15 protein-coding genes and 1 pseudogene are annotated in these 20,605 nt (G+C 38.8%); 14 read left to right on the forward strand and 2 right to left on the reverse strand.

The window, feature by feature from the left end; translation table 11 throughout:
- Positions 1 to 136: 136 nt before the first annotated feature.
- The 5 genes and pseudogenes from AAC073_RS15075 to AAC073_RS15095 all read left to right on the forward strand — a co-directional run bounded on the left by AAC073_RS15075 (position 137) and on the right by AAC073_RS15095 (position 10,193).
- Positions 137 to 8,248, forward strand: a complete 8,112-nt coding sequence (locus AAC073_RS15075; RefSeq protein WP_339924616.1) for a malectin domain-containing carbohydrate-binding protein — start codon at positions 137 to 139, stop codon at positions 8,246 to 8,248.
- 371 nt (positions 8,249 to 8,619) lie between these two features.
- The gene (locus tag AAC073_RS15080; RefSeq protein ID WP_339924617.1) at positions 8,620 to 8,862 is read left to right on the forward strand and encodes a hypothetical protein; all 243 of its coding nucleotides are present in this window, start codon (positions 8,620 to 8,622) and stop codon (positions 8,860 to 8,862) included.
- Between the two features lie 71 nt (positions 8,863 to 8,933).
- On the forward strand, positions 8,934 to 9,245 hold the full coding sequence (locus AAC073_RS15085) for a hypothetical protein (protein WP_339924618.1): 312 nt from the start codon (positions 8,934 to 8,936) through the stop codon (positions 9,243 to 9,245).
- A gap of 111 nt (positions 9,246 to 9,356) precedes the next feature.
- Positions 9,357 to 9,875: pseudogene (locus AAC073_RS15090) on the forward strand (reverse transcriptase domain-containing protein); the annotation flags it as partial.
- 3 nt (positions 9,876 to 9,878) lie between these two features.
- Positions 9,879 to 10,193 (forward strand): group II intron maturase-specific domain-containing protein, encoded by a 315-nt coding sequence (locus AAC073_RS15095; RefSeq protein ID WP_339924619.1) that lies wholly within the window; start codon positions 9,879 to 9,881, stop codon positions 10,191 to 10,193.
- 159 nt (positions 10,194 to 10,352) lie between these two features.
- Here the strand turns inward: AAC073_RS15095 and ltrA are convergent, their stop codons facing one another.
- Positions 10,353 to 11,819: a group II intron reverse transcriptase/maturase gene (ltrA, locus tag AAC073_RS15100; RefSeq protein WP_339924620.1), complete on the reverse strand. Its 1,467-nt coding sequence runs from the start codon at positions 11,817 to 11,819 to the stop codon at positions 10,353 to 10,355.
- Positions 11,820 to 13,174: 1,355 nt separating this feature from the next.
- Here ltrA and rimK point away from each other — a divergent pair.
- Positions 13,175 to 14,050: a 30S ribosomal protein S6--L-glutamate ligase gene (gene rimK / locus AAC073_RS15105; RefSeq protein ID WP_339924621.1), complete on the forward strand. Its 876-nt coding sequence runs from the start codon at positions 13,175 to 13,177 to the stop codon at positions 14,048 to 14,050.
- Between the two features lie 6 nt (positions 14,051 to 14,056).
- Here rimK and AAC073_RS15110 read toward each other — a convergent pair whose 3' ends face one another.
- Positions 14,057 to 14,317: a hypothetical protein gene (locus tag AAC073_RS15110; RefSeq protein WP_339924622.1), complete on the reverse strand. Its 261-nt coding sequence runs from the start codon at positions 14,315 to 14,317 to the stop codon at positions 14,057 to 14,059.
- Positions 14,318 to 14,503: 186 nt separating this feature from the next.
- Here AAC073_RS15110 and AAC073_RS15115 point away from each other — a divergent pair, with 186 nt between their 5' ends.
- The 8 genes from AAC073_RS15115 (at position 14,504) to AAC073_RS15150 (ending at position 20,488) form a co-directional block, all read left to right on the forward strand.
- Positions 14,504 to 14,683: a lipoprotein gene (locus AAC073_RS15115; protein ID WP_339924623.1), complete on the forward strand. Its 180-nt coding sequence runs from the start codon at positions 14,504 to 14,506 to the stop codon at positions 14,681 to 14,683.
- 430 nt (positions 14,684 to 15,113) lie between these two features.
- Entirely contained in the window at positions 15,114 to 15,299 is a 186-nt protein-coding gene (locus AAC073_RS15120) for a pyridoxamine 5'-phosphate oxidase family protein (RefSeq protein WP_339924624.1), read from the forward strand.
- 30 nt (positions 15,300 to 15,329) lie between these two features.
- Positions 15,330 to 15,659, forward strand: coding sequence for a hypothetical protein (locus AAC073_RS15125; protein ID WP_339924625.1), 330 nt, complete (start codon positions 15,330 to 15,332; stop codon positions 15,657 to 15,659).
- Positions 15,660 to 16,372: 713 nt separating this feature from the next.
- Positions 16,373 to 16,849, forward strand: a complete 477-nt coding sequence (locus AAC073_RS15130; protein ID WP_339924626.1) for a nucleotidyltransferase substrate binding protein — start codon at positions 16,373 to 16,375, stop codon at positions 16,847 to 16,849.
- 1 nt (position 16,850) lies between these two features.
- Entirely contained in the window at positions 16,851 to 17,180 is a 330-nt protein-coding gene (locus tag AAC073_RS15135; protein ID WP_339924627.1) for a nucleotidyltransferase domain-containing protein, read from the forward strand.
- Between the two features lie 419 nt (positions 17,181 to 17,599).
- Positions 17,600 to 18,865 (forward strand): DUF418 domain-containing protein, encoded by a 1,266-nt coding sequence (locus AAC073_RS15140; RefSeq protein ID WP_339924628.1) that lies wholly within the window; start codon positions 17,600 to 17,602, stop codon positions 18,863 to 18,865.
- A gap of 467 nt (positions 18,866 to 19,332) precedes the next feature.
- On the forward strand, positions 19,333 to 20,142 hold the full coding sequence (locus AAC073_RS15145) for a restriction endonuclease (RefSeq protein WP_339924642.1): 810 nt from the start codon (positions 19,333 to 19,335) through the stop codon (positions 20,140 to 20,142).
- 7 nt (positions 20,143 to 20,149) lie between these two features.
- Positions 20,150 to 20,488 (forward strand): hypothetical protein, encoded by a 339-nt coding sequence (locus AAC073_RS15150; protein WP_339924629.1) that lies wholly within the window; start codon positions 20,150 to 20,152, stop codon positions 20,486 to 20,488.
- Positions 20,489 to 20,605: the final 117 nt, after the last annotated feature.

Raw genomic sequence — 20,605 nt, forward strand, 5'->3', positions numbered from 1 at the left:
GTATTTTAAAACTGATTAAATGCTTTTCAAATTTGACTTTTAAAGACTAATTGATTAATATTGTGTCATATAAACAGTTGTAAATTTTTATATTTTTATAATAAAGACAGTTTTAGCATATTTAATTTCAATTACGATGAAAAAGCGGGTAATTATTCCGGTCAAATTGTTTTTTTACATAATTTTGATTGGGTTGGGAAGTTTCGGAAAACTTTTAGGTCAGACAGTAAGTTTTAATCAAACAGCACTAAATTTTAATGAGTTTGAAGAGATAGTTTTAGGTACCTCTTTGGAGTTTGGACCTGATGAGCGGCTTTATGTTTCACAGCTCAAAGGAGAGATTAAAATCTACACCATTTCTAAGGAAGGTCCAAATCAATACGATGTTGTTGGGGAGGAAGTATTATTGGGTGTAAAAGAAATACCTAATTATGATGATCATGGATTGCTGGCATTTGACAATCGGTACGGTCGGCAGATAACTGGGATTACAGTAACAGGAACTGCAACAAACCCTGTTATATATGCTACTTCAAGTGATCCTAAGTGGGGTGGACCTAGTGGAGACACTATGTTAGATACCAATTCTGGCATGATCACCCGTTTGACTTGGACAGGAACTACCTGGGAAGTAATCGATTTGGTTCGTGGTTTAGCAAGATCTGAAGAAAACCATGCTATTAATGGTATTGAACATACTATAATTGGAGGTAAACCTTATTTGATTATTAGTAACGGAGGTTTTACAAATGCTGGTGCTCCTTCAAAGAATTTTACCTATATATCTGAATATGCACTAGCTGGTGCTGTTTTGAAAATAGACCTGGATGCTTTAGAAGCGCTTCCGGTAAAAACGGATAGCCATTCAGGAAGGGCTTATAAATACGATGTCCCTACACTAGATGATCCCACCAGGGCCAATGTAAATGGAATTTATAACCCTAATGATCCTGGATATGATGGGGTGGATGTCAACGATCCTTTTGGAGGTAATGATGGATTGAACATGGGCATGGTGACCTTGGATGGTCCTGTGCAGATTTTTTCTCCAGGGTATAGGAATACCTATGATTTGGTAGTTACTGAAAGCAACAAGCTTTATTTGACTGACAATGGCGCCAATATTAACTGGGGAGGTATGCCTCAGAATGAAGGCGACCCTCTATTAGTTAACAATGCTTATGACCCTCTTGAACCAGGAGCCAGTCCTCTAAATCCAACTGTCACAGGCGAATTCGTTGACAATCAGGATCACCTCTTAATGGTCACCGCTGATCTGGAAACCTATTCCCCTGGAAGTTATTATGGGGGACACCCTACGCCGGTTAGAGCCAATCCTGGACAACCTTATCAAGCAGGTAGTCCTTTTCCTTTTTCTCCAGGTGGAGCAGGATTGTACACGAAATTTGTTGGTGATGATAAAAATTTCACGAATATCACACCTACTGTCCAGCCAACAGACAAATTCAGGACACAAATACTAGAACCTGTAGCGCCTGGCCAACCCGGATTTGAGGAATATGCCTCCAATAGCCTTCCAGCTAACTGGCCCCCAGTTCCTTTTAGTTTGGCAAATGGAGTTGAAGCCGACTTTATATCACCTACTTTACCCAATTCTAATGGGCCACAACCAGATATTGTTACAGTAGTACCAAACAACTCAAACGGCATAGCTGAATATACGGCAAGTAATTTTGAAGGAGCGATCAAGGGCTCTTTAATTGTCGGTAAAAATGGAGGTATTTTACACTTAATTCACCTCAATGAAAACGGGACATTAAAAGAAGCTGAATTTAACAAGTGGAACTTGAATGGAGGAAATGCTTTAGGTATTACTACCAATGGAGATGTATCCTCATTCCCAGGGACAATTTGGGCAGCAACTTTTGACAATAGGATCATGGTTTTGACTCCTGCTGATGATATATTTTGCATCGCAATAGATGATCCAGAATTCGATCCCTTAGCTGATTATGACCACGATGGTTATTCCAATCAGGACGAAATTGACAATGGCACAGATTATTGTTCTGGTGGTTCGGCACCAAATGATTATGACAAGGATTTGATATCTAACCTTAATGATGAGGATGATGATGGTGATGGCATTTCTGATTCTTTAGATCCTTTCCAGGTTGGTTATCCGATTAATTTGCCTTTGGAAAACCAATTGTTTACCAATCAATCTGATGCTTCAGGAAATGAGTTTGGTTATTTAGGTTTAGGACTAACCGGGCTCATGAACAATGGGGATAGTAATCCCAACTGGCTGGACTGGTTGGACAAGGGAAATGACAGTCCTGGACCGCCTGACATATATGGAGGTACTGCTGGTGCCATTCAGGTATCCATGACCGGCGGAACCGCCAATGGCTTGTCAAATAATCAGGATAAGGGATTTCAATTAGGTATAAATGTTGGATCTGAAATAGGCAATTACGTCATTAGTTCAGGGATAATAGGGTTATCTTCTCCTGGCCAATTGTATGATTTTGATGGAACTGGTGAAGTTGGAATACAGATTGGAGACGGAACTCAAAGTAATTTCATCAAGCTAGTATTTAATAGTGCAGGAGTGCTTGCCTCACAGGAGATCAATGATGTGGAAGATCCGAATCCGTTGTTTCTTCCAATACCTGTTAACGAGCGCCCCAATTCAAATACGCTAATAGAATTGTCATTTGATATTGATCCTGTAAACGGAACTGTTAAACCTTTTTACAAGTACAGTAACCAAGCATTGGTGCCACTTGGTACCATTCAAGCAGCTGGAGCCGTACTTACTTCCATACAAGATATCAATCAACCATTGGCAGTAGGTATATATGGTACCAGCAATGACCCTAACAAAAGTTTTATTGGGGTTTGGAATTTTATAAGCGCCATCGGTGAAAAACCATACGATATACGTAGCCTGAAAGATATCAATAGGTTGTTGGGAGACGAAGATGTTATCGTGGATCTTACGGAATACTTTGGTGATAATAATGGAGAGAATAATTTAACGTTCTCAATTGCAGAAAACACCAACCCTGTAGTAGGAGCAACTATCAATGATCAAATCTTAACTGTTGCTATTCCTGATGATGAAGTCAGTTCAAATATTACCGTAAGAGCAACTGACCAAAATGGCTATTTTATCGAGCAAACTTTTGAAGTGATGGTTGAGCAGGATTTCACCGTTCTTTTGAGAATAAGTGGTGGTGGAAATACAATAAATGCTGCTGGTGGCTTACCGTCATGGATGGCAAATAATATACAGGGGCCTGTAAACACAGAGGCTTTTGAAGCTACTAATAGTAAAAGTGGTAGTAATGTTTTCCCTATTGAAAACAGACATGCTTCTATACCTAGTTACATTACTGATGATGAATATGTTTCAATCTTTAATAAAGAGCGATATACCACTGATGCCAGCATGGAATACAAAATCCCACTTCCTGATGGGCAATATGCAGTAAACCTTTATTTGGGAAATGGCTATATAGGTACATCTGCACTTGGAAAACGCTATTATGGCATCCAAATAGAGGGTGAAGTAGTAGAAACATCCATAGATCTTATTGAGCGGTTTGGTCATCAGGTCGGTGGAATGGAGCAGTACCTTGTGACAGTCACTGATGGAGAGTTGAATATCTTTTTCGAAAAACAAAAAGAAAACCCACTTTTCAATGGAATAGAAATTCTTGGTAAGCCTATACAAACACCAATTTCCTATACTAAAGTTGAAGACCAGATCAATTTCGTTGGTCATCAAACAGATGGAAGTATGTTTGTTCAGGCCTCAGGTGGAAATGGTAACTTGAGTTATGCTGCAGTGGGATTGCCTCCTGGAATATATTTGGAACCGACCAATGGAACCATTTACGGAACAATCGAAGAAGGAGCATTGGCCAATAGTCCATATAGAATTACGGTGACTATAGATGATGGGGATGAAATTCATTCGGATGCAGTTACATTTAACTTTAATTGGACCATTAGTCCACAGTTGACGAGTCAGGAATGGCATTTAAAAAATGAAAATCGTTCCTATCACCCTAGGCATGAAGGTAGTTTTGTTCAGGCAGGTCATGAGTTTTACCTTATGGGAGGAAGAGAAAGTTCAACTACCATCGATATCTATGACATAGAAAATGATTCATGGAGGTCTTTAACAGAAATCAATCCTTACAGCTTTAATCATTTTCAAGCAGTTACTTATCAAGGGCTTATTTGGGTGATTGGTGCTTTCGATACCAATGACTTTCCTAATGAAACACCTGCAACAAATATTTGGATGTTTGATCCAGTGAACGAGTTATGGATTGAAGGACCTGAAATTCCTGAAAATAGGAGAAGGGGATCAGCGGGTTTAGTAGAGTATAGAGGTAAGTTTTATATAGTAGGTGGTAATACGGATGGTCATGATGGCGGTTATGTCAATTATTTCGACATGTATGATCCTGAAACTGGTGAATGGACTGTATTAGGTGATGCACCTAGGGCCAGAGACCATTTCTTTGCTGCCACAATAGGTAATAAATTATATGCTGTTTCGGGTAGACAATCTGGAGGTCCAGAAGGAACATTCGCTCCTGTATTGTCTGAAGTAGATGTTTATGATTTTAATACACAAACTTGGAGTACTTTACCAGATAGCTTGAACCTGCCAACGCCAAGAGCTGCAGCGGTAGTGAATAATTATCTTGGTAAGTTGATCGTAGCCGGAGGAGAGGTAGCTACAAATCCTCTAGCGCTACCTAATGTAGAGATGTTTGACCCATTAACGAGGGAATGGAAAATTCTTGATACCTTAAATATCGGGCGTCATGGAACACAAGGTATCGTTTCTGGAAAAGGATTGTACGTCGTTGCTGGTTCACCTAGAAGAGGCGGCGGAAATATTGGTAACATGGAATACTTCGGTTTTGATGATCCTAATACCACACCTTTGGTTGAAAGTGAATTAATTTTGCCGGAATCAATTCTTGTTAAAAAGGGTGAACCTAAAGAAATTAGTATAGGGCTAGACAATGGCCAAACAGGCCTTTGGATTAAATCTGTTGCCATAACTGGTGAAAATGCGGAAGATTTTGAAATCGTTGCCGGAGAATTGGCAAGTGATATACTATTGAAAGCAGGAAGTACCTATAATATAACACTTGATTTTGTAGGTGAGAGTCTTACAGCTTCTGCCAATTTGGTAATTACTACTAGAAATGATGAGGAGGTAATCCTACCAATAGTTGCCGATGGTAATTTTGAAGAGGTCTTCTTGTATTACAATACCGGATCCAGTACCGATGTTGAGTTCGAAGGAAATTCTTTTATTGGAGATGTTAATCTTACTTCAATTCACAATGGTGGTTCAGTTTATAGAAATGGAAATGTTGTAGGGAATGAGATGTATAAATCAGAAAGGTATGCTTCAAATATTGCCTATCAAATAGATGTACCAAATGGTGTTTATACGGTCACTACTCATCATACAGAAACTTGGTTTGGTCTACCAAATGGAGGGCCTAACGAAGCAGGGAGACGTGTTTACGATATCTTACTTGAAGGGAATGTTGTTAAATCTAATTTTGATTTGTTCATCGAAAACAACAATCAGCCCGCGGCATTGGATTTTGAAAACATCCAGGTTACGGATGGCACCTTAAGCCTTAATCTAATCGCTAAGGCAAACAATGCGAGTATTTCTGGGATTTCCATCGTCAATCAAGGGCAAATTGGAGCTGTTCCGATAGCCAATATTACTGCAACCACTTTAGGAGGCTTAGTGCCATTAGAAGTAGCGTTTACCAATGAAATATCCAGGCCTCAAGACTTTACCTTTGCTTGGGACTTTGGTGATGGAAACACTTCTACCGAGCAAAATCCAACACATATATTTGAAGAATTTGGTGAATACAATGTTTTGTTGACAGTTTCAAGTATGTTTGGTGTTTCTGCTGTAGATTCTGTGACTATCAATGCTATTCCACCATCTGAATTTGAATTAAATATCAATGCGGGTAGCCAAAATACGGTAGACAATAATGGTAAAACTTTTATTGGTGAAAACAATGCTGACGTAACTTATACAAGCTCAAATCCTTACAGTAATAACGCAGCAGGAGATGCTCCATTGTTCTTAACAGAGCGGTATGCAAATAATTTCACTTATTCCGTTCCAGTTGAAAACGGTGTGTTTACAGTGAAAACGTATCACAGTGAACTGTGGTTTGGTAAAAAAGGACCTGCCGGTCAACCTAATCAAAGGGTTTATAATATTTATATTGAAGGGGAGCTCGTGAAAGCAAACTTCGATTTATTTGTTGAAAATGGCTACGCACCAATTGAGTTGACACATGAAAACATAACGGTAGCTGATAATTCATTGGACATTCAAATGGTAGCAACTATCAACAAAGCCAATATTTCTGGATTCTCCATTATTGCCCAGGATGGACTTGCTGTTTACCCTGAAGCGATTGCAGAAGCCAATACCGTAAATGGTCCAGCTCCTTTAGCAGTCACTTTTGATGCTGGTAATTCTACTGGCGATGGAGTTTTAACTTATAAGTGGGACTTTGGAAGTGACGCTACTTCTACAGAAGCGCAGCCACAATATACCTTTAATGAAAATGGCACCTATTTGGTAAGTCTTAAAGTGACAGACGAAAACGGGTACATGGATACGGATGAGATTGAAATAAAAGTGGGTGATTATGTTCCAGTACCGGCCTATTCTCTGAATGTTAATGTTGGGACAGACACGCCAACAAGTTATATGGGTACTGATTTTGAAGGCGAATCAACTTCTGGAATTACAATCGCCAATGCATCTACCTGGAACAATTTTGGAGCAGGTGATCCAACGCTGTTTTTAACCGAAAGATCTGGCAAGAACTTTACCATTTCGGCACCGGTAGAAGACGGAGTTTACACCATAAAAACCTATCACAATGAATTGTGGTTTGGAAAATCAGGTCCGGTTTCAGAGGCTGGTCAGCGCGTGTATGATATCATGATAGAAGGTGAGGTGGTTAAAAATAATTTTGATCTGTTTATAGAAAATGGAAATGCCCCAACAGAATTGACTTTCGAAAACATCGAAGTAAGGGATGGGGAGTTAAACCTTAAGTTGGTAGCATCTAAAAACAATGCCACACTGGTAGGATTGACAATTGAGTCAATGACCTCAGTAACCCTACCACCATCTGCAGTGATTAACGCTTCTGCGGTCGAAGGAGCTGCACCTTTTGAAATCACTTTTGATGCATCTTCCTCTACAGGATCAGGTGAATTGATCTACAACTGGAACTTTGGTGATGGAGAATCGAGTACATTGATTAACCCAACACACGAATACATGACAGCAGGTGACTATAATGTAATTTTGACTGTGATGGATAGTGTTGCTGTAATGGATTCAGATACCTTGGAAATTATTATATGGGAGGAAGCTCCGGTTTGGTCTATGCTATTGAATGCTGGATCAGAGGTCAATACCTCTTATCAAGGCAAGGTCTTCCTGGGTGACAAAGCATTTCCAACTTTATTCAATAGCACTAAAACGTACAAAAATACCTCGTCTAGTTCCATTGAACTGTACCAGACAGATAGGTATAGCAAATCGCTGGCCTACAATATCCCAGTTGATAACGGTACTTATAGAGTAAGGACTTTCCACAATGAACTGTGGTTTGGCCTTGGAGGGCCAGATGGTCAACCGGGTCAAAGGGTTTTTGATATCCTGATTGAAGGGGCTTTGGTAAAAGACGATTTTGACTTATATGTAGAAAGTAATTATGTACCTACCGAACTTGTTTTCGAGGACATTGTAGTAACAGATGGCGAAATGAACTTGAGTTTCATAGCTTCAGCAAACAATGCAAGCGTCTCAGGAATAATGCTAGAAAGAGTAGATCCTATAAATGACGGTTCAAATGCAAGAATCCTATTTGAAGAAGATCCATTACCAGAAGGTACGGTCGAGATTTCAAGCGAGGAACAGCAAAAACCAACTTTATCTGAGGCAATTATCTTTCCAAATCCTGCTCAGAATGAAGCGTTTATCGTTATTCCGGAAGGAGTGTCTTTGGATTGGATCAATGTTTACGACATGAAAGGTAGATTAGTGCTGACTTTCAATGCCAGAAACAACAGTGTAAATGCATACACATTACCATTGAGCAGACTTGAACAAGGCGTTTATATGGTGAGGTTACTTGGTAAAGAAGGTATTGTTGACCAGTTAAGGTTAATTATCAACAAATAGTAAGTAATTACAATCCACTTTTTTAAATAATCAACTAACCTCGAAAGGTCTGGTATTTTACCAGGCCTTTCTTTATTGTGTGTCAGGCATGGTCATTAAGCTATAGGGTGTGAGTCCCGAACGAGAGTTGCAGTACTTATCGTTAGCCAAGAGCAAGGGTGTCGTGGGTGACTGCGAATCTGAAAGAAGCTGGCGGCAAATATTCGAGCCTACGAACAGAAACTTCATATAAGGCGGATATGTGTGGGTGATGTTGCAAAAGAAACAAAAGCCCAATACTGCACAGAACACATAAACGTAAATGGAGAGGCTACATGAATAGAAAGCGAATGACCTTACCCTGAGAGATCTGACATTACATTGGCGGAGGCATGCGCGAATGCTCAAGCGGTGAACGATTACAGCGATGTAAATCGGTATTGTTAGAAGTCAGCAGAAGCCATAGTAGGAAAGAAACGAGCCTTGAGAGAATAAAGTCAAGGAGGCCTCACAAAAGAACTGAAGGGCTGAATGTTAAATTAAGGGAACAAATTACAAAGTTCCAAAGAGAAGGCGTAAAACCGAACCACGTAAGAGAACTGTATGCAAGAGGAAAGGGCAGTACCCGAAAGTAAAGTGCAAATAGGAGTTTAGCCCATCATTGGAATAGTAAGGAAGTGACCCTGTGCACCAAAAGTCAAGTAGTATGCTGGCAACAATTATGGACAGGCGTAATATTGATAAAGCCCTATTGCAGGTAGAATTCAATAAGGGAGTAGGAGGTGTTGACCGTATGCAGATCGATAAACTTCGAGACTACCTAGATATTAACTACCAAGAATTGCGCAAAGAAGTGATAACAGGTATCTACAAGCCAAGCCCTGTAGAAAAGGTAGAGATACCCAAAGAAGAGGGAGGAGTAAGAATGCTAGGAATACCCACGGTAATTGACCGATTGCTTCTACAAGGGATGTTGTTGGTTAAGTCAATACTACGAGCCTTATTTTTCCTCATTTAGTTATGGGTTTCGTCCCAAGAAGAATGCCCATCAGGCGGTATTACAGGCACAAACCTTCTTAAACGAAGGGAAGAGTTATGTGATAGAACTTGATCTGGAAAAGTTTTCGACAAGGTAAACCATGATAAACTGATGAGTTTGCTAATGCTAAAAATCACGGATAAAGGCACCTTACGTTTTATTCGAGAATACTTGCGCAGTGGCATAATGGAAGATGGAGTAGTGAGCCAACGAATAGAAGGCACTCCCCAAGGGAGCCCTTTAAGTCCACTTTTATCGAATATTATCTTATATGAGCTCGATAAAGAACTAAGCAGAAGGCGTCTAAGTTTCGTCAGGTATGCAGATGACTGTAGCATTTATGTAAAGAGTGAAAAGTCGGCCCGGCGAGTTCTGGGAAGTATCACCAAATACATAGAAAAGGACTTAAAATTAAAAGTAAACAAAGAAAAGAGCAAAGTAAGCAGTCCAAGAGAAAGCACATTATTGGGTTTCTCGTTTTATAAAGATAGAGGAGCATGGGCAATACGGATTTCTAATAAATCTATATTGCGCATCAAGGAGAAAAGAAAAGCAACTACAAAGCGTAACAGCGGAAGTAATAAAATGCAGAAGATATTGAAAACGTAAACCTTGATCCAAGGTTGGGTTAATTATTTTTCGATAGCCAAAGCTAAGTCAGTGATGCAAAAACTTGACTCATGTGTAAGAGTAAGATTACGGATGAGCTTATGGAAAGAATGGAAGAGGTTCAAGACAAGAACTAAGAATTTGTTAAAATTAAAAGCGAGTAAGCAAAAGTCATATGAATGGGGTAATAGCAGCAAAGGATATTGCCGAGTAGCGCATAGTCCAATACTGAATACAACCCTAAACAATGCATATTTCATAAAACAGGGATACACTGGTTTTTACAACACTTACAAACGGCTGACCAATGAAACATAGCTATCATTATTTTAACAAACCGCCGTATACCGAATGGTACGGTCGAGTAGGTCAGGGGGATTACTCCCCCTTTCCCCTCCAAGAACCGTACGTGAGAGTTTCCCCTCATACGGCTCAAGCACTCTAAAAACTGCCTGGGCAGTCCGGTCATCAAACTAGCTAGCCTTTTTTTACGGTATTTTGGTAGGTTTTCCTCCTTGCCGTCCTTTCTTTAAAGTAAGCTTCCCATTCCCTGTCATAAGGGTTTGAGTTGCTTCTTATTTTGACATGCCGTCGAATTTTGGCGGCTTCGAAGAGCGGGAGCTCGAAGGTCTTATCCCTGTCCGTTGCGGCAAACACCCAATTTCTGGTGCCTTGGGTTTTAAAGTATTTTGCTCTGACCCATCGGCTTCCTTTTTTGGGGTGTCTGCGCTTGGCCCATTTCCACAGTAATCTGAACACTTTATGGTCCAGCAGCGCAAAGGTTCGTGAGGCGGCTGAATGGCGGAAGTAGTTTGCCCACCCCCTAATCTTGGGAGAGATCATACGAATGAGTTCTGCCTGCGTCACGGATTTGTGGCTGGCTGCCGCACCGCCGATACTTTCCATGATTGACTTCACTGAGTCCTTCATGGGTTTGGTAAGGCATTTGTCACCGTATTTGCGGATGTTGAAGCCCAGAAAGTCGAAACCCTTGCGTATATGGGTAATCTTGGTTTTCTCCCGGGAGAGTTCAAGCCCTCTTTTGGAGAGAAATCTGTTGATTAGCGGTTTTATCTCACTTTCAAGATATTCACTGTCGTCACAGGTCACCACAAAGTCGTCCGCGTAGCGGATGAAGTTAATTTTGTGTGGGTTTCTCCCCCCTTTGTGTCCGGCATGGATGTTTATTTCTTTTTCCATTCCGTCAAGTACCATGTTGGCGATTGTAGGCGAGATTATACCACCCTGCGGTGTTCCGCTTTCTGTTGGAAACCATTGTTTGTTGTCCATGTAGCTCGCCTTGAGCCATTGTGCCAGCACCTTTTGGCTCAAGGGGATATTTTGCAGAATCCACTGGTGCGAAATGTTGTCGAAACATCCTTTGATGTCCGCTTCCAGTATCCATTCGGCCGAATTGCGTTGGCACAGCACGTTGTGGCATTGGACCACTGCGTCGGCGCACGAGCGTTTGGGCCTGAATCCGTATGAGTTCAAGTCCGCTGTGGTCTCCGCTATCGGGTCCAGTCCCAGCCTGAACAGGGCCTGCATGGCCCTGTCTGCCACGGTGGGTATGCCCAGGTGCCGGTACTTTCCGTTTTTCTTTTTGATGGATTTTCGCCTGAGTGGTTTTGCTTTGTATCCCCTGACTTTGAGAAGTTCAGTGGCTTTCCACTTTCTCTCCGGTGTGTTCCATAGCACTTTGTCCACCCCGGGGGTTCTGCTGCCTTTGTTGGAGGTTACCCGGAAAATTGCGAGCAGTTTCCCGTAGAATGACCTTGACATCAGGTGCAGCAGTGCTTTTGCCTTGTGAAAATGTTTTTGTTTGACGGCCTTTACGATACGTGATTGTAGTGACTTTACGCCACGTTCGACCTTCTTCCAATTAATGGAGTTCCAATCGTGCCATGTCGTTGGGGATGCACATCCAGCATTTGTCGGATTCATTTGCGTTTTCCTCATTGAAGTCTTACTGTAATTTTCTCGTAAAAGAGTACCATGACGGAAGTGGGCATATCCGCCAAATTAGATGGCGGCATTTGCTTTCTCCGTCTTTCCTTTACCCGCAGCCCGTTGGGCCTGCTTTGCAGCCGGCTAATCCCGGAATGCCGGGAAGGGTTGCGGGCTTACCAAGTTCCGCTTGGATAACTGACGGGGTTAGATCCTGCCTCTTTGCCGGGGGAATCGAAATCCATGTAGCAGAAACCGCAAAGCCTGCCAACTATACCCCTTACCGTTTTGGTCACAGCGTGTCAACGTCTTTCGCTGTCTTCACGTCACGACATTTATCAGCAGTTCACATATGTTGATCATACCCATCGAGCCTAACTCCCCCGCCCCTGACGTTGGTGCGCAACAGACATTCTTGGCAGAATCTCTTTACGGGCTATATTGTCCGGATAGCTTCGCACAATTCCGTTACCAGAAATGCACGTATCCATAGGCTACTTGTGATGGAACACAAGGTTTAATCGTTCTTTGAACGTTAAACAGTTATCAAAGCGACTTCTTGTCGCACTACGGTGGTGTGAGAGGACAGATAGGGGAATAACCCCTATCTTCCTACTCGATTATAGGGACAAAAAAGTATCAAGAGGTTGGTATGGATGGATCGAGATCAGGAACTGGTCAAATTTTTAAAGTTTGGAATTCGGCATTTGAAAGATGACCCTAGCAAGTTCATATGTTTATAGCTCTATTTTGCACACCAACCATAGCACACACTTTTTAGCCATTTGCGGACAATTTTCAAAAGTTTCCATTAAAACTTTAGCATCTTTACTATATTAATTGTCTCAAATCCTTAAATTGATAGGAAAATACACAGTAGGAGTTGGGTGCATAGTCCATATATACGCAACTCCCCAGCTAAAACATAGCTAGTACAAATTTTATATGTAAACTATCCCTCAGTTATTTGCATAACACTCGACCCACTTAAAACATACCTACCACCCCTGTGAATAAATAGAACCACTTGCTGAGGCTTCGAGACAAAAATTCCCGCACATAATGGATACCCTTTAAACTCACTAATGGGTTTTAACTCTTTGGAATAATTTGGTATCTTAGATACCAATTGACCATGCTGGTCACACACAATGTATATACGTAATTCTCCCCATATACCGCACTTCAACCTTACTAAATGAAATTTAGTTATGTGAACAAGGATTACTAGTCCTCATATTGTCTTCTTCCAATAAAAACCATTCAATTATTTTAGCTCATTGAGGCTTTTTATGACAATAGATATACATAAATATAATTACCTTGTAAAAAAACAATAAAAAATATCCAGTATGAAAATAGCAGTGTTATCTAGAAATCCTAAACTGTATTCTACTAAACGTCTCGTAGATGCAATCAAAGAAAGGGGTCATGAGGCGATGATAATAGATCATCTTAAGTGTATAATCGAATTGGAAAAAAAAGCCCCAAAAATTTTCTATAACGGTGAACATTTAGAGAATATTGATGCAATAATACCCAGAATAGGTGCATCAGTCACTTTCTATGGGACTGCTGTTGTTAGGCAATTTGAAATGATGAAAGTTTTTTCTGCTGTTGAATCTCAGGCTTTGGTAAGATCAAGGGATAAACTTAGAAGTCTGCAAATATTGACTAGAGCTGGTGTGGGTTTACCTAAAACGACTTTTGCTGATAGTTCGAAATTTGCTGATCACGTTGTGAAAAGTGTGGGTGGAGCGCCTCTTATAATTAAATTATTGGAAGGTACGCAAGGTTTAGGTGTTGTAATGGCCGAAACTAACAATGCTGCTAATTCAGTAATGGAGGCATTTGATGGTCTCAATGCAAGAGTAATTGCGCAACAATTTATTAAGGAAGCCGGAGGTGCTGACATCAGGGCATTTGTGGTTGATGGAGTAGTTGTTGGGGCAATGAAAAGACAAGGAAAAGAAGGGGAATTTAGATCGAATTTGCACAGAGGTGGAAGTGCATCGATAATCGAATTATCTGATCAGGAAGAATTAACCGCAATTAAGGCTACAAAAGCCATGGGTTTGGGTGTGGCAGGAGTTGATATGTTGCAATCATCAAATGGTCCGTTGGTTTTAGAGGTAAATTCATCACCAGGTCTTGAAGGCATTGAAAAAGCAACTCAAAAAGATATTGCGAAAGAGATTATCAAATACATTGAAAGAAATGTGGATTAACTAGTCTCAAAGTAAATAGATAGGGATTGATCTCATCAGGCTAAATCTGTAAAGGTAACTTATTGAAATAAAAGATATCTGTGCATTGGATTGGGTATAGCTTAAAAAAGTATATCCAACATAAGTTTTGATGGTGATTGGCTCTATGGACTTATGGATATGGAAGGCAAACCCAGACACCTCACGTTTGGCCTTATCTATTAAAGTTTTAGCTGAGTTGATCCGGCTATTGAGCAATTCGTAACTTTTATGTATTTTGCATATCATTATCAGAATTTGTTTATGGACAAAATATCAATGGTAAACCTTTATTTACCAGATGTTTATTTCAATATTGTATAAGTATGCATAGCTTCCTGCCATCAGTTACGACATCCTATACTGAGCGTTGTGTAATTACTGAGAACGAATAAAGTACTTTGAGAAAAGCAATAGTATTATTTATAGTTGACCATGAAAAAACTATTCTATACAGCGGTTTTGGTATTAGGCTTATCATCGTGTGAAAACAATGACACTGAACCAAGAGCTGATATCGTGCAATTACTTTCTGGGGAGTTTCCGGCTGGAAAACATTGGAAATTGACAAGTTTCCAAACTACTTCCAACTACTTCCAACTATTTCACTTTTGACATTAATAAATTTCAAATTACAGAATCATGGGATAATTATCCAGAATCGATTAAAGACAATACGACAATTATTTATCCTGACGGAGAAATTCAAATTGACGAGGGAAAAATTATGTACAATGATGATTCACCTCAGATTTATGTTGATAAACAATTTTGGACAATTAATAATTTAAAAGACAGTGTAGTTATAGTAGACTATGTTGGTCTTCCGTCGTTGCATGAAACTTGGGGAATAACAGTTTCTGAACACAAAATTACTCTGACACGTTGGGACAAGGACGTTGGATTTAAAGGTAGTCTATTAACTCAAACAGTTACATTTATCTCAATGGACTGACCATAGAATTCTATGATTAATCAGCTTTACCCTTAACAATGTATCTTCTGCACACTTTAATTAGGATATTTTTGCCGCTAATTTAAAAATATGGGAAAGAAATTAGATTATATTACCAGTGAACTTCAAGAATTCATTGAAAATCAAAAATTATTCTTTGTAGGAACAGCTTCTAATGAGGGCAGAGTTAATGTGTCTCCAAAAGGTACTGACTCATTTAGAGTTATTAATGAGAACAAAATTGTTTGGTTGAATTTAACAGGGAGTGGAAATTAAACCGCAGCCCATTTAATAAAGAACAATAGAATGACCATTATGTTTTGTGCTTTTGAAGGGAAGCCTTTGATTTTAAGGCTGTACAGAGAAGCAAAAATTTACCACAAAAGAGATAGTGATTTTCATAAATATTCAAATTTGTTTCCTGAGAATGTGGGTGCCAGACAAATAGTCGAAATGAAAGTAGACTTGGTTCAAACTTCTTGTGGTTTTGCGGTGCCTTTTATGGATTTTAAAGAAGAACCCACCACATTAAATTCTTGGGCCACAAAACAAGGAGAGGAGAAAATTGAAGAATATTGGAAAAACAAAAACACCAGAAGCATTGACGGATTTGAGACGAAAATTCTTGACGCTTAAAATTAGTTAAAGGTATTAAGTATTTTGGTGGCTATATTCATCAAAATGATCCATGAGCCTGTCGAAGGGCCCATTTAGATGGCTGGTTATTAGGATTGCCAATGAGAATGGTTTTATCACTTTTAATTTTTAAGTGTTGAGCTATAGGAGAAAGTATGCTATTGCCAATCCACCGGAAATAAAAATAACTAACCCTAACAATTAAGCTACAATGATGCGATTAAGCCTTCGGTATATTGCAGTCCTAATCGATCAGGGTTAGGATTCCGCCTCCATTAGTTTTCTGCGTTGGGGATTAGATAGGTTTTGTGGGGGATTTGTGTAGAAGTAGAATAATTAAATTGCGCCTGTAATTGTAGCCTAATAATCATTTTGTTTCTTTAGCCATTTCCAGACCATTTTCAGCAGTTTTCATTATATTCTTAGTCAATTTTGTGGATACTTTGTTTGGAATACTTAATTTAACTGGGAAAACAATCCAAAGGGGCTGTATGAATAGCGATATATGCATAAATCCTTGATATATTTGCTTTTATACGACTATTTTGCCTCATTGTTTAAAGCTAAGCTTATAAAAAAGTAGGCTTTTTTCACAACACAAAGCTTCAATTCTTATCAAGGAAAAAGCATTTTGAGAAGACAAAAAGCCAATTGAATAATAATTAAAGCTTAAATTGAATGCAGACATTGTTCGTCAATTAATTATTAAGAAAATGGAAACAGAGATCAGGTGGGAGCAGAGATTTTCAAATTTTGAGAAAGCACTAAACAAACTTTCACAGGCAGTTGAATACATTAAGCATAATTTTATAGATGAAAATGAGCCTATTGACGATAGTGATGCAGGGTATGTGTTGGATGAAATAATTAAGGAAGGTCTAATACAGCGGTTTGAGTATACCCACGAATTGGCTTGGAATGTTATGAAAGATTACGCTACCTATCAGGGCAATCCTAATGTTGGCGGCAGCAGAGATGCAACAAGGGAAGCTTTTCAATTAAAACTAGTTTCTGAAGGTAAGGTATGGATGGATATGATTGGAAGCCGAAACAAAACTTCACATACTTACAATGAAGAAACTGCGGATGAGATTTATGACAAAATAATGAAAGGGTATTATCCGGCTTTTTTAGAATTCCAAAAGAATATGGACGGTAAAAGAAGCGAAGAACAAGGAAGATTTTTATAAAATGGACAGTTCAGGTTTGACAAAAGACGAAATTACCAGCATTAGCGCAGTCTTCTCAAGATACCAACAAGTAGAAGAAGTATTGATCTATGGCTCAAGAGCAATGGGTAACTATAAACCTGCTTCCGACATAGACCTAACTTTAATAGGAAAGGATATTGATTTTAGTTTACAAACCCAAATTGAGTTTGATTTAGATGATTTGATGTTGCCGTACAAATTTGATGTTTCAGTTTATAATAGAATAACCAACCCTAAATTTCTTGACCATATAAATAGCGTGGGAAAGGAAATTTACAATAGAAAGCAACAAGGGCATAAGGTTGTATAAGTATAAAGTGGGCTGTATGGCTAAAATTGAGCGTTTTTTACTTTTATGAAACTTTGCGAACGGATCGGAATTGCTTCTAAATCCCGCACTAGGCTAATACTAGACCTTTGCAGTACCACGAAGCTGTGGTAATCCGGTAGGTGAAAACCCTACTTAATTAATTTGCTGTTTATTTAGAAAGCTTCCAGGCAATTAAACCCCGAAGGTTTCAATGAAGCTCGGTTGCATACTAACAGGCCAAAACAAATTTTATGGCTGAATGGGGTTTTGTTGGTCAGGATAATTTCGTGGTACTTGGAAAGTCCGCCACAAGTTGTAAATTTAAATCAAGGCGTAGCTATGTGCGAGGCAATAGCTTAGTGCTATTTAATCCTAACACATCATAACTTGGCGCTACCCATCATATCGCAACCTTCAAAATGTCAACATCAATAAAAGCTACCGAATCTTCCGAGCGGATTTCTTCTCTAGACTTTTTAAGAGGTATTGCCATACTTGGGATTCTGTTTATTAATATCGAGAACTTCGCTTACCCTGACCCATGGAGTCCATGGAAATTTGGGTTTGAAGGGACTATTGATTACTCCACACGATTTTGGGTCTACTTCCTGTCTCAGGGTAAGTTTTACACCATGTTTGCCCTTTTATTTGGCGTAGGTTTTTACATTTTTTTAGAACGCCTTGAGAAAAAGCAATTGGGACTTAAGGCAATGGACATTTATGCCAGAAGATTACTTTGGTTATTCATCATTGGAGTAATTCATTCCTATTTTATTTGGACGGGAGATGTTCTCTATCATTATGCCATCTGTGGCTTTTTATTATTTCCGTTCAGATCCTTCAAAACAAAAAGCCTACTTTTCGTTATTGCTTTTCTATCCTTACTTCAACTGGCCAAATCTTACGATCAAACCATGAAGAGGAAAGGCTGGCAGGATAATTACACAAAAGCCATCAACCTACCGGAAGACCAACGATCAAATGATGACATTAAGAATATCAACTTTTGGAAAAATCAAACCAAGAAAAAAGATCCTGACACCTCAAAAGTTGAAGCCAATAAAAGTACCTATCTGATAGGTTTAAAAGAAACGTATAAAAATTCCAGTGCTCACAAGGGGCTTGTTTACTACCAAGGGCTGCTTTTCCCATCTCTAATAGCAATGATCTTAGGCATCATTTTTTATCGGTCAGGAATATTCCAGAATTATCAAGTCTGGAAATATTATTGGCTTATCTCTTTGGTTATTCTTGGTGTTGGATTAATTATCAATTATTTAAGATATTACCATTGGACCTATGAATATTTTGAGCCAGTTACAAATATTTGGAAAGGATGGCTTTTTACATTTCCAAAGGAACTTCTCGGAGTAGGATTTATATTGATCTTCAACGGACTATTTCAAAAGTTTCTCAGGTCTTCCAAGATAACCTTAATTTCTAAAGTAGGAAGAACAGCACTTACGAACTACATCCTTCAGAACACCCTGTTGGGATTGATTTTTTATGGTTATGGACTATCATTATTTAACCAATTCTCCCGATTTGAGTTGTTGGGTTTAGTGGTGATTATTTGGATTATACAGTTAACGCTTAGCTGGTTGTGGCTAAGAAAATTTCAACAAGGTCCCTTAGAATGGTTGTGGAGAAAACTTACATACAGTAGTTTTAAACATATGAATTAATAATAAGATATATTAATTAAGCTTCAATGATGCGATCAATGCTCCGGTTTAATGTAGTCCTGAGTTGTCAGGATTGGACTCAGCCTTCGGTAGCTTTCTGCGATGTAGATTGGATAGATTTTTATTGGGGGGGGTAGGTAGCAGTTGAATTTTTTAATAGTGCCAGTAAATATGGTCAATTAGAGCTTTTTGTTTCTTTATCCATTTTTAATAGTTTTTATTAAATTCTTAGTCTATTTACTGTATACTTTGTTTGGAATGCTTAATTTGAAAGGAAAAACAATTCATAGAGTGGGTGCATAGTGGATATATACGTAAATTCGTGATAGCCTTTCTTTTCTACAATTGTTCTGTTTAATTAAAAATAACCGAATTAATAAATGGAATTACCTAAATATCATGAAACTTTTATGCCGATTTTAGAAACTTTAAGTTCTATTGAATCAATAAGCAGTTGAGAATTAACAATAAGAGTATGTGACAAATATTATTCTGCATTACCGAAAGAACTTTTAGATAAGAAAACAAGTTCTGGAGCCAATACCTTGATTGACAGAATACTTTGGGGAAAATCCTACCTGAAAATGGGAAAGTTTGTATTCTATCCCAAAAGTGGGATGGTTCAAATCGGAGAAAAAGGAAAACAAGCTTTATTAAGTGGAAAATTACTTCTCTCGGACTTACAGAATGATCCTGATTTCATCCAACATCGTTCTACTGTTAAAAGCAAAAAAGATGATAAAGCAGAATTCGAAACTGTAGTGGTTGACAATGCATCGCCTCAGGACCTAATCGATACTGGATTTGAAACAATTGAAACAGAAGTTAAAACTGAGCTACTTGATAAACTTAGAGAACTTGACCCTTACTTTTTTGAAAAAGTAATTTTGATTTTACTTAAAAGAATGGGGTACGGAGATTTTATTGAAACATCTAAAACAGGAGATGGCGGAATTGATGGAATTATAAATGAGGACAAACTTGGACTTGAAAAAATTCACACTCAAGCAAAAAGATACAATGAAAATAAAGTACGTGAAAAGGATATAAGAAACTTTATTGGGGCACTGAGTGGAGACACTTCAAAAGGAGTATTTATAACGACATCTACATTTGACGATTCAGCGATTAGGAAGGCGAGAGAGGCTCATCATTCAATTATACTGATTGATGGACCCAAACTGGTAGATTTAATGCATCAATATAATGTTGGCGTTCAAGTAAAGATAACAAATGAAGTAAAAGAAATTGACAATGATTTTTTTGAAGGAGAATAATTGACCTATGGCGAATAAATGGGGAATTCCAGACGATGTTGAAAATTTTGTAAAGGAACGAGATAAAAACTGTGTTTATTGTGGGGTAGAATTTCTAGGGAGCAATTCAATAAAATCTAAACCATCATGGGAACATATTGTCAATGATATAAGTATAAATGGAAGTGACAATATCGCGCTATGTTGTATTTCATGTAATGCCAGTAAAGGATCGAAACTAATTGAAGATTGGCTACAATCTGAATATTGTAGAAAAAAGAAAATAACAATTGACACTGTTGCAACTGTTGTTAAAAATGCTATTGTCAATCCACCCGAAATAAAACCACCAAAACTTAATAAGTAAACTACATTGATGCGATTAATGCTCCGGTTTATTGTAGTCCTAATCGATCAGAATTGGACTCAGCCTCTGGAAGCTTCCTGTGATGGGGATAGGATAGCTTTTGCTGGGGAATTTAGG

It is taken from the genome of uncultured Cyclobacterium sp., from assembly GCF_963977555.1.
GTDB lineage: Bacteria > Bacteroidota > Bacteroidia > Cytophagales > Cyclobacteriaceae > Cyclobacterium.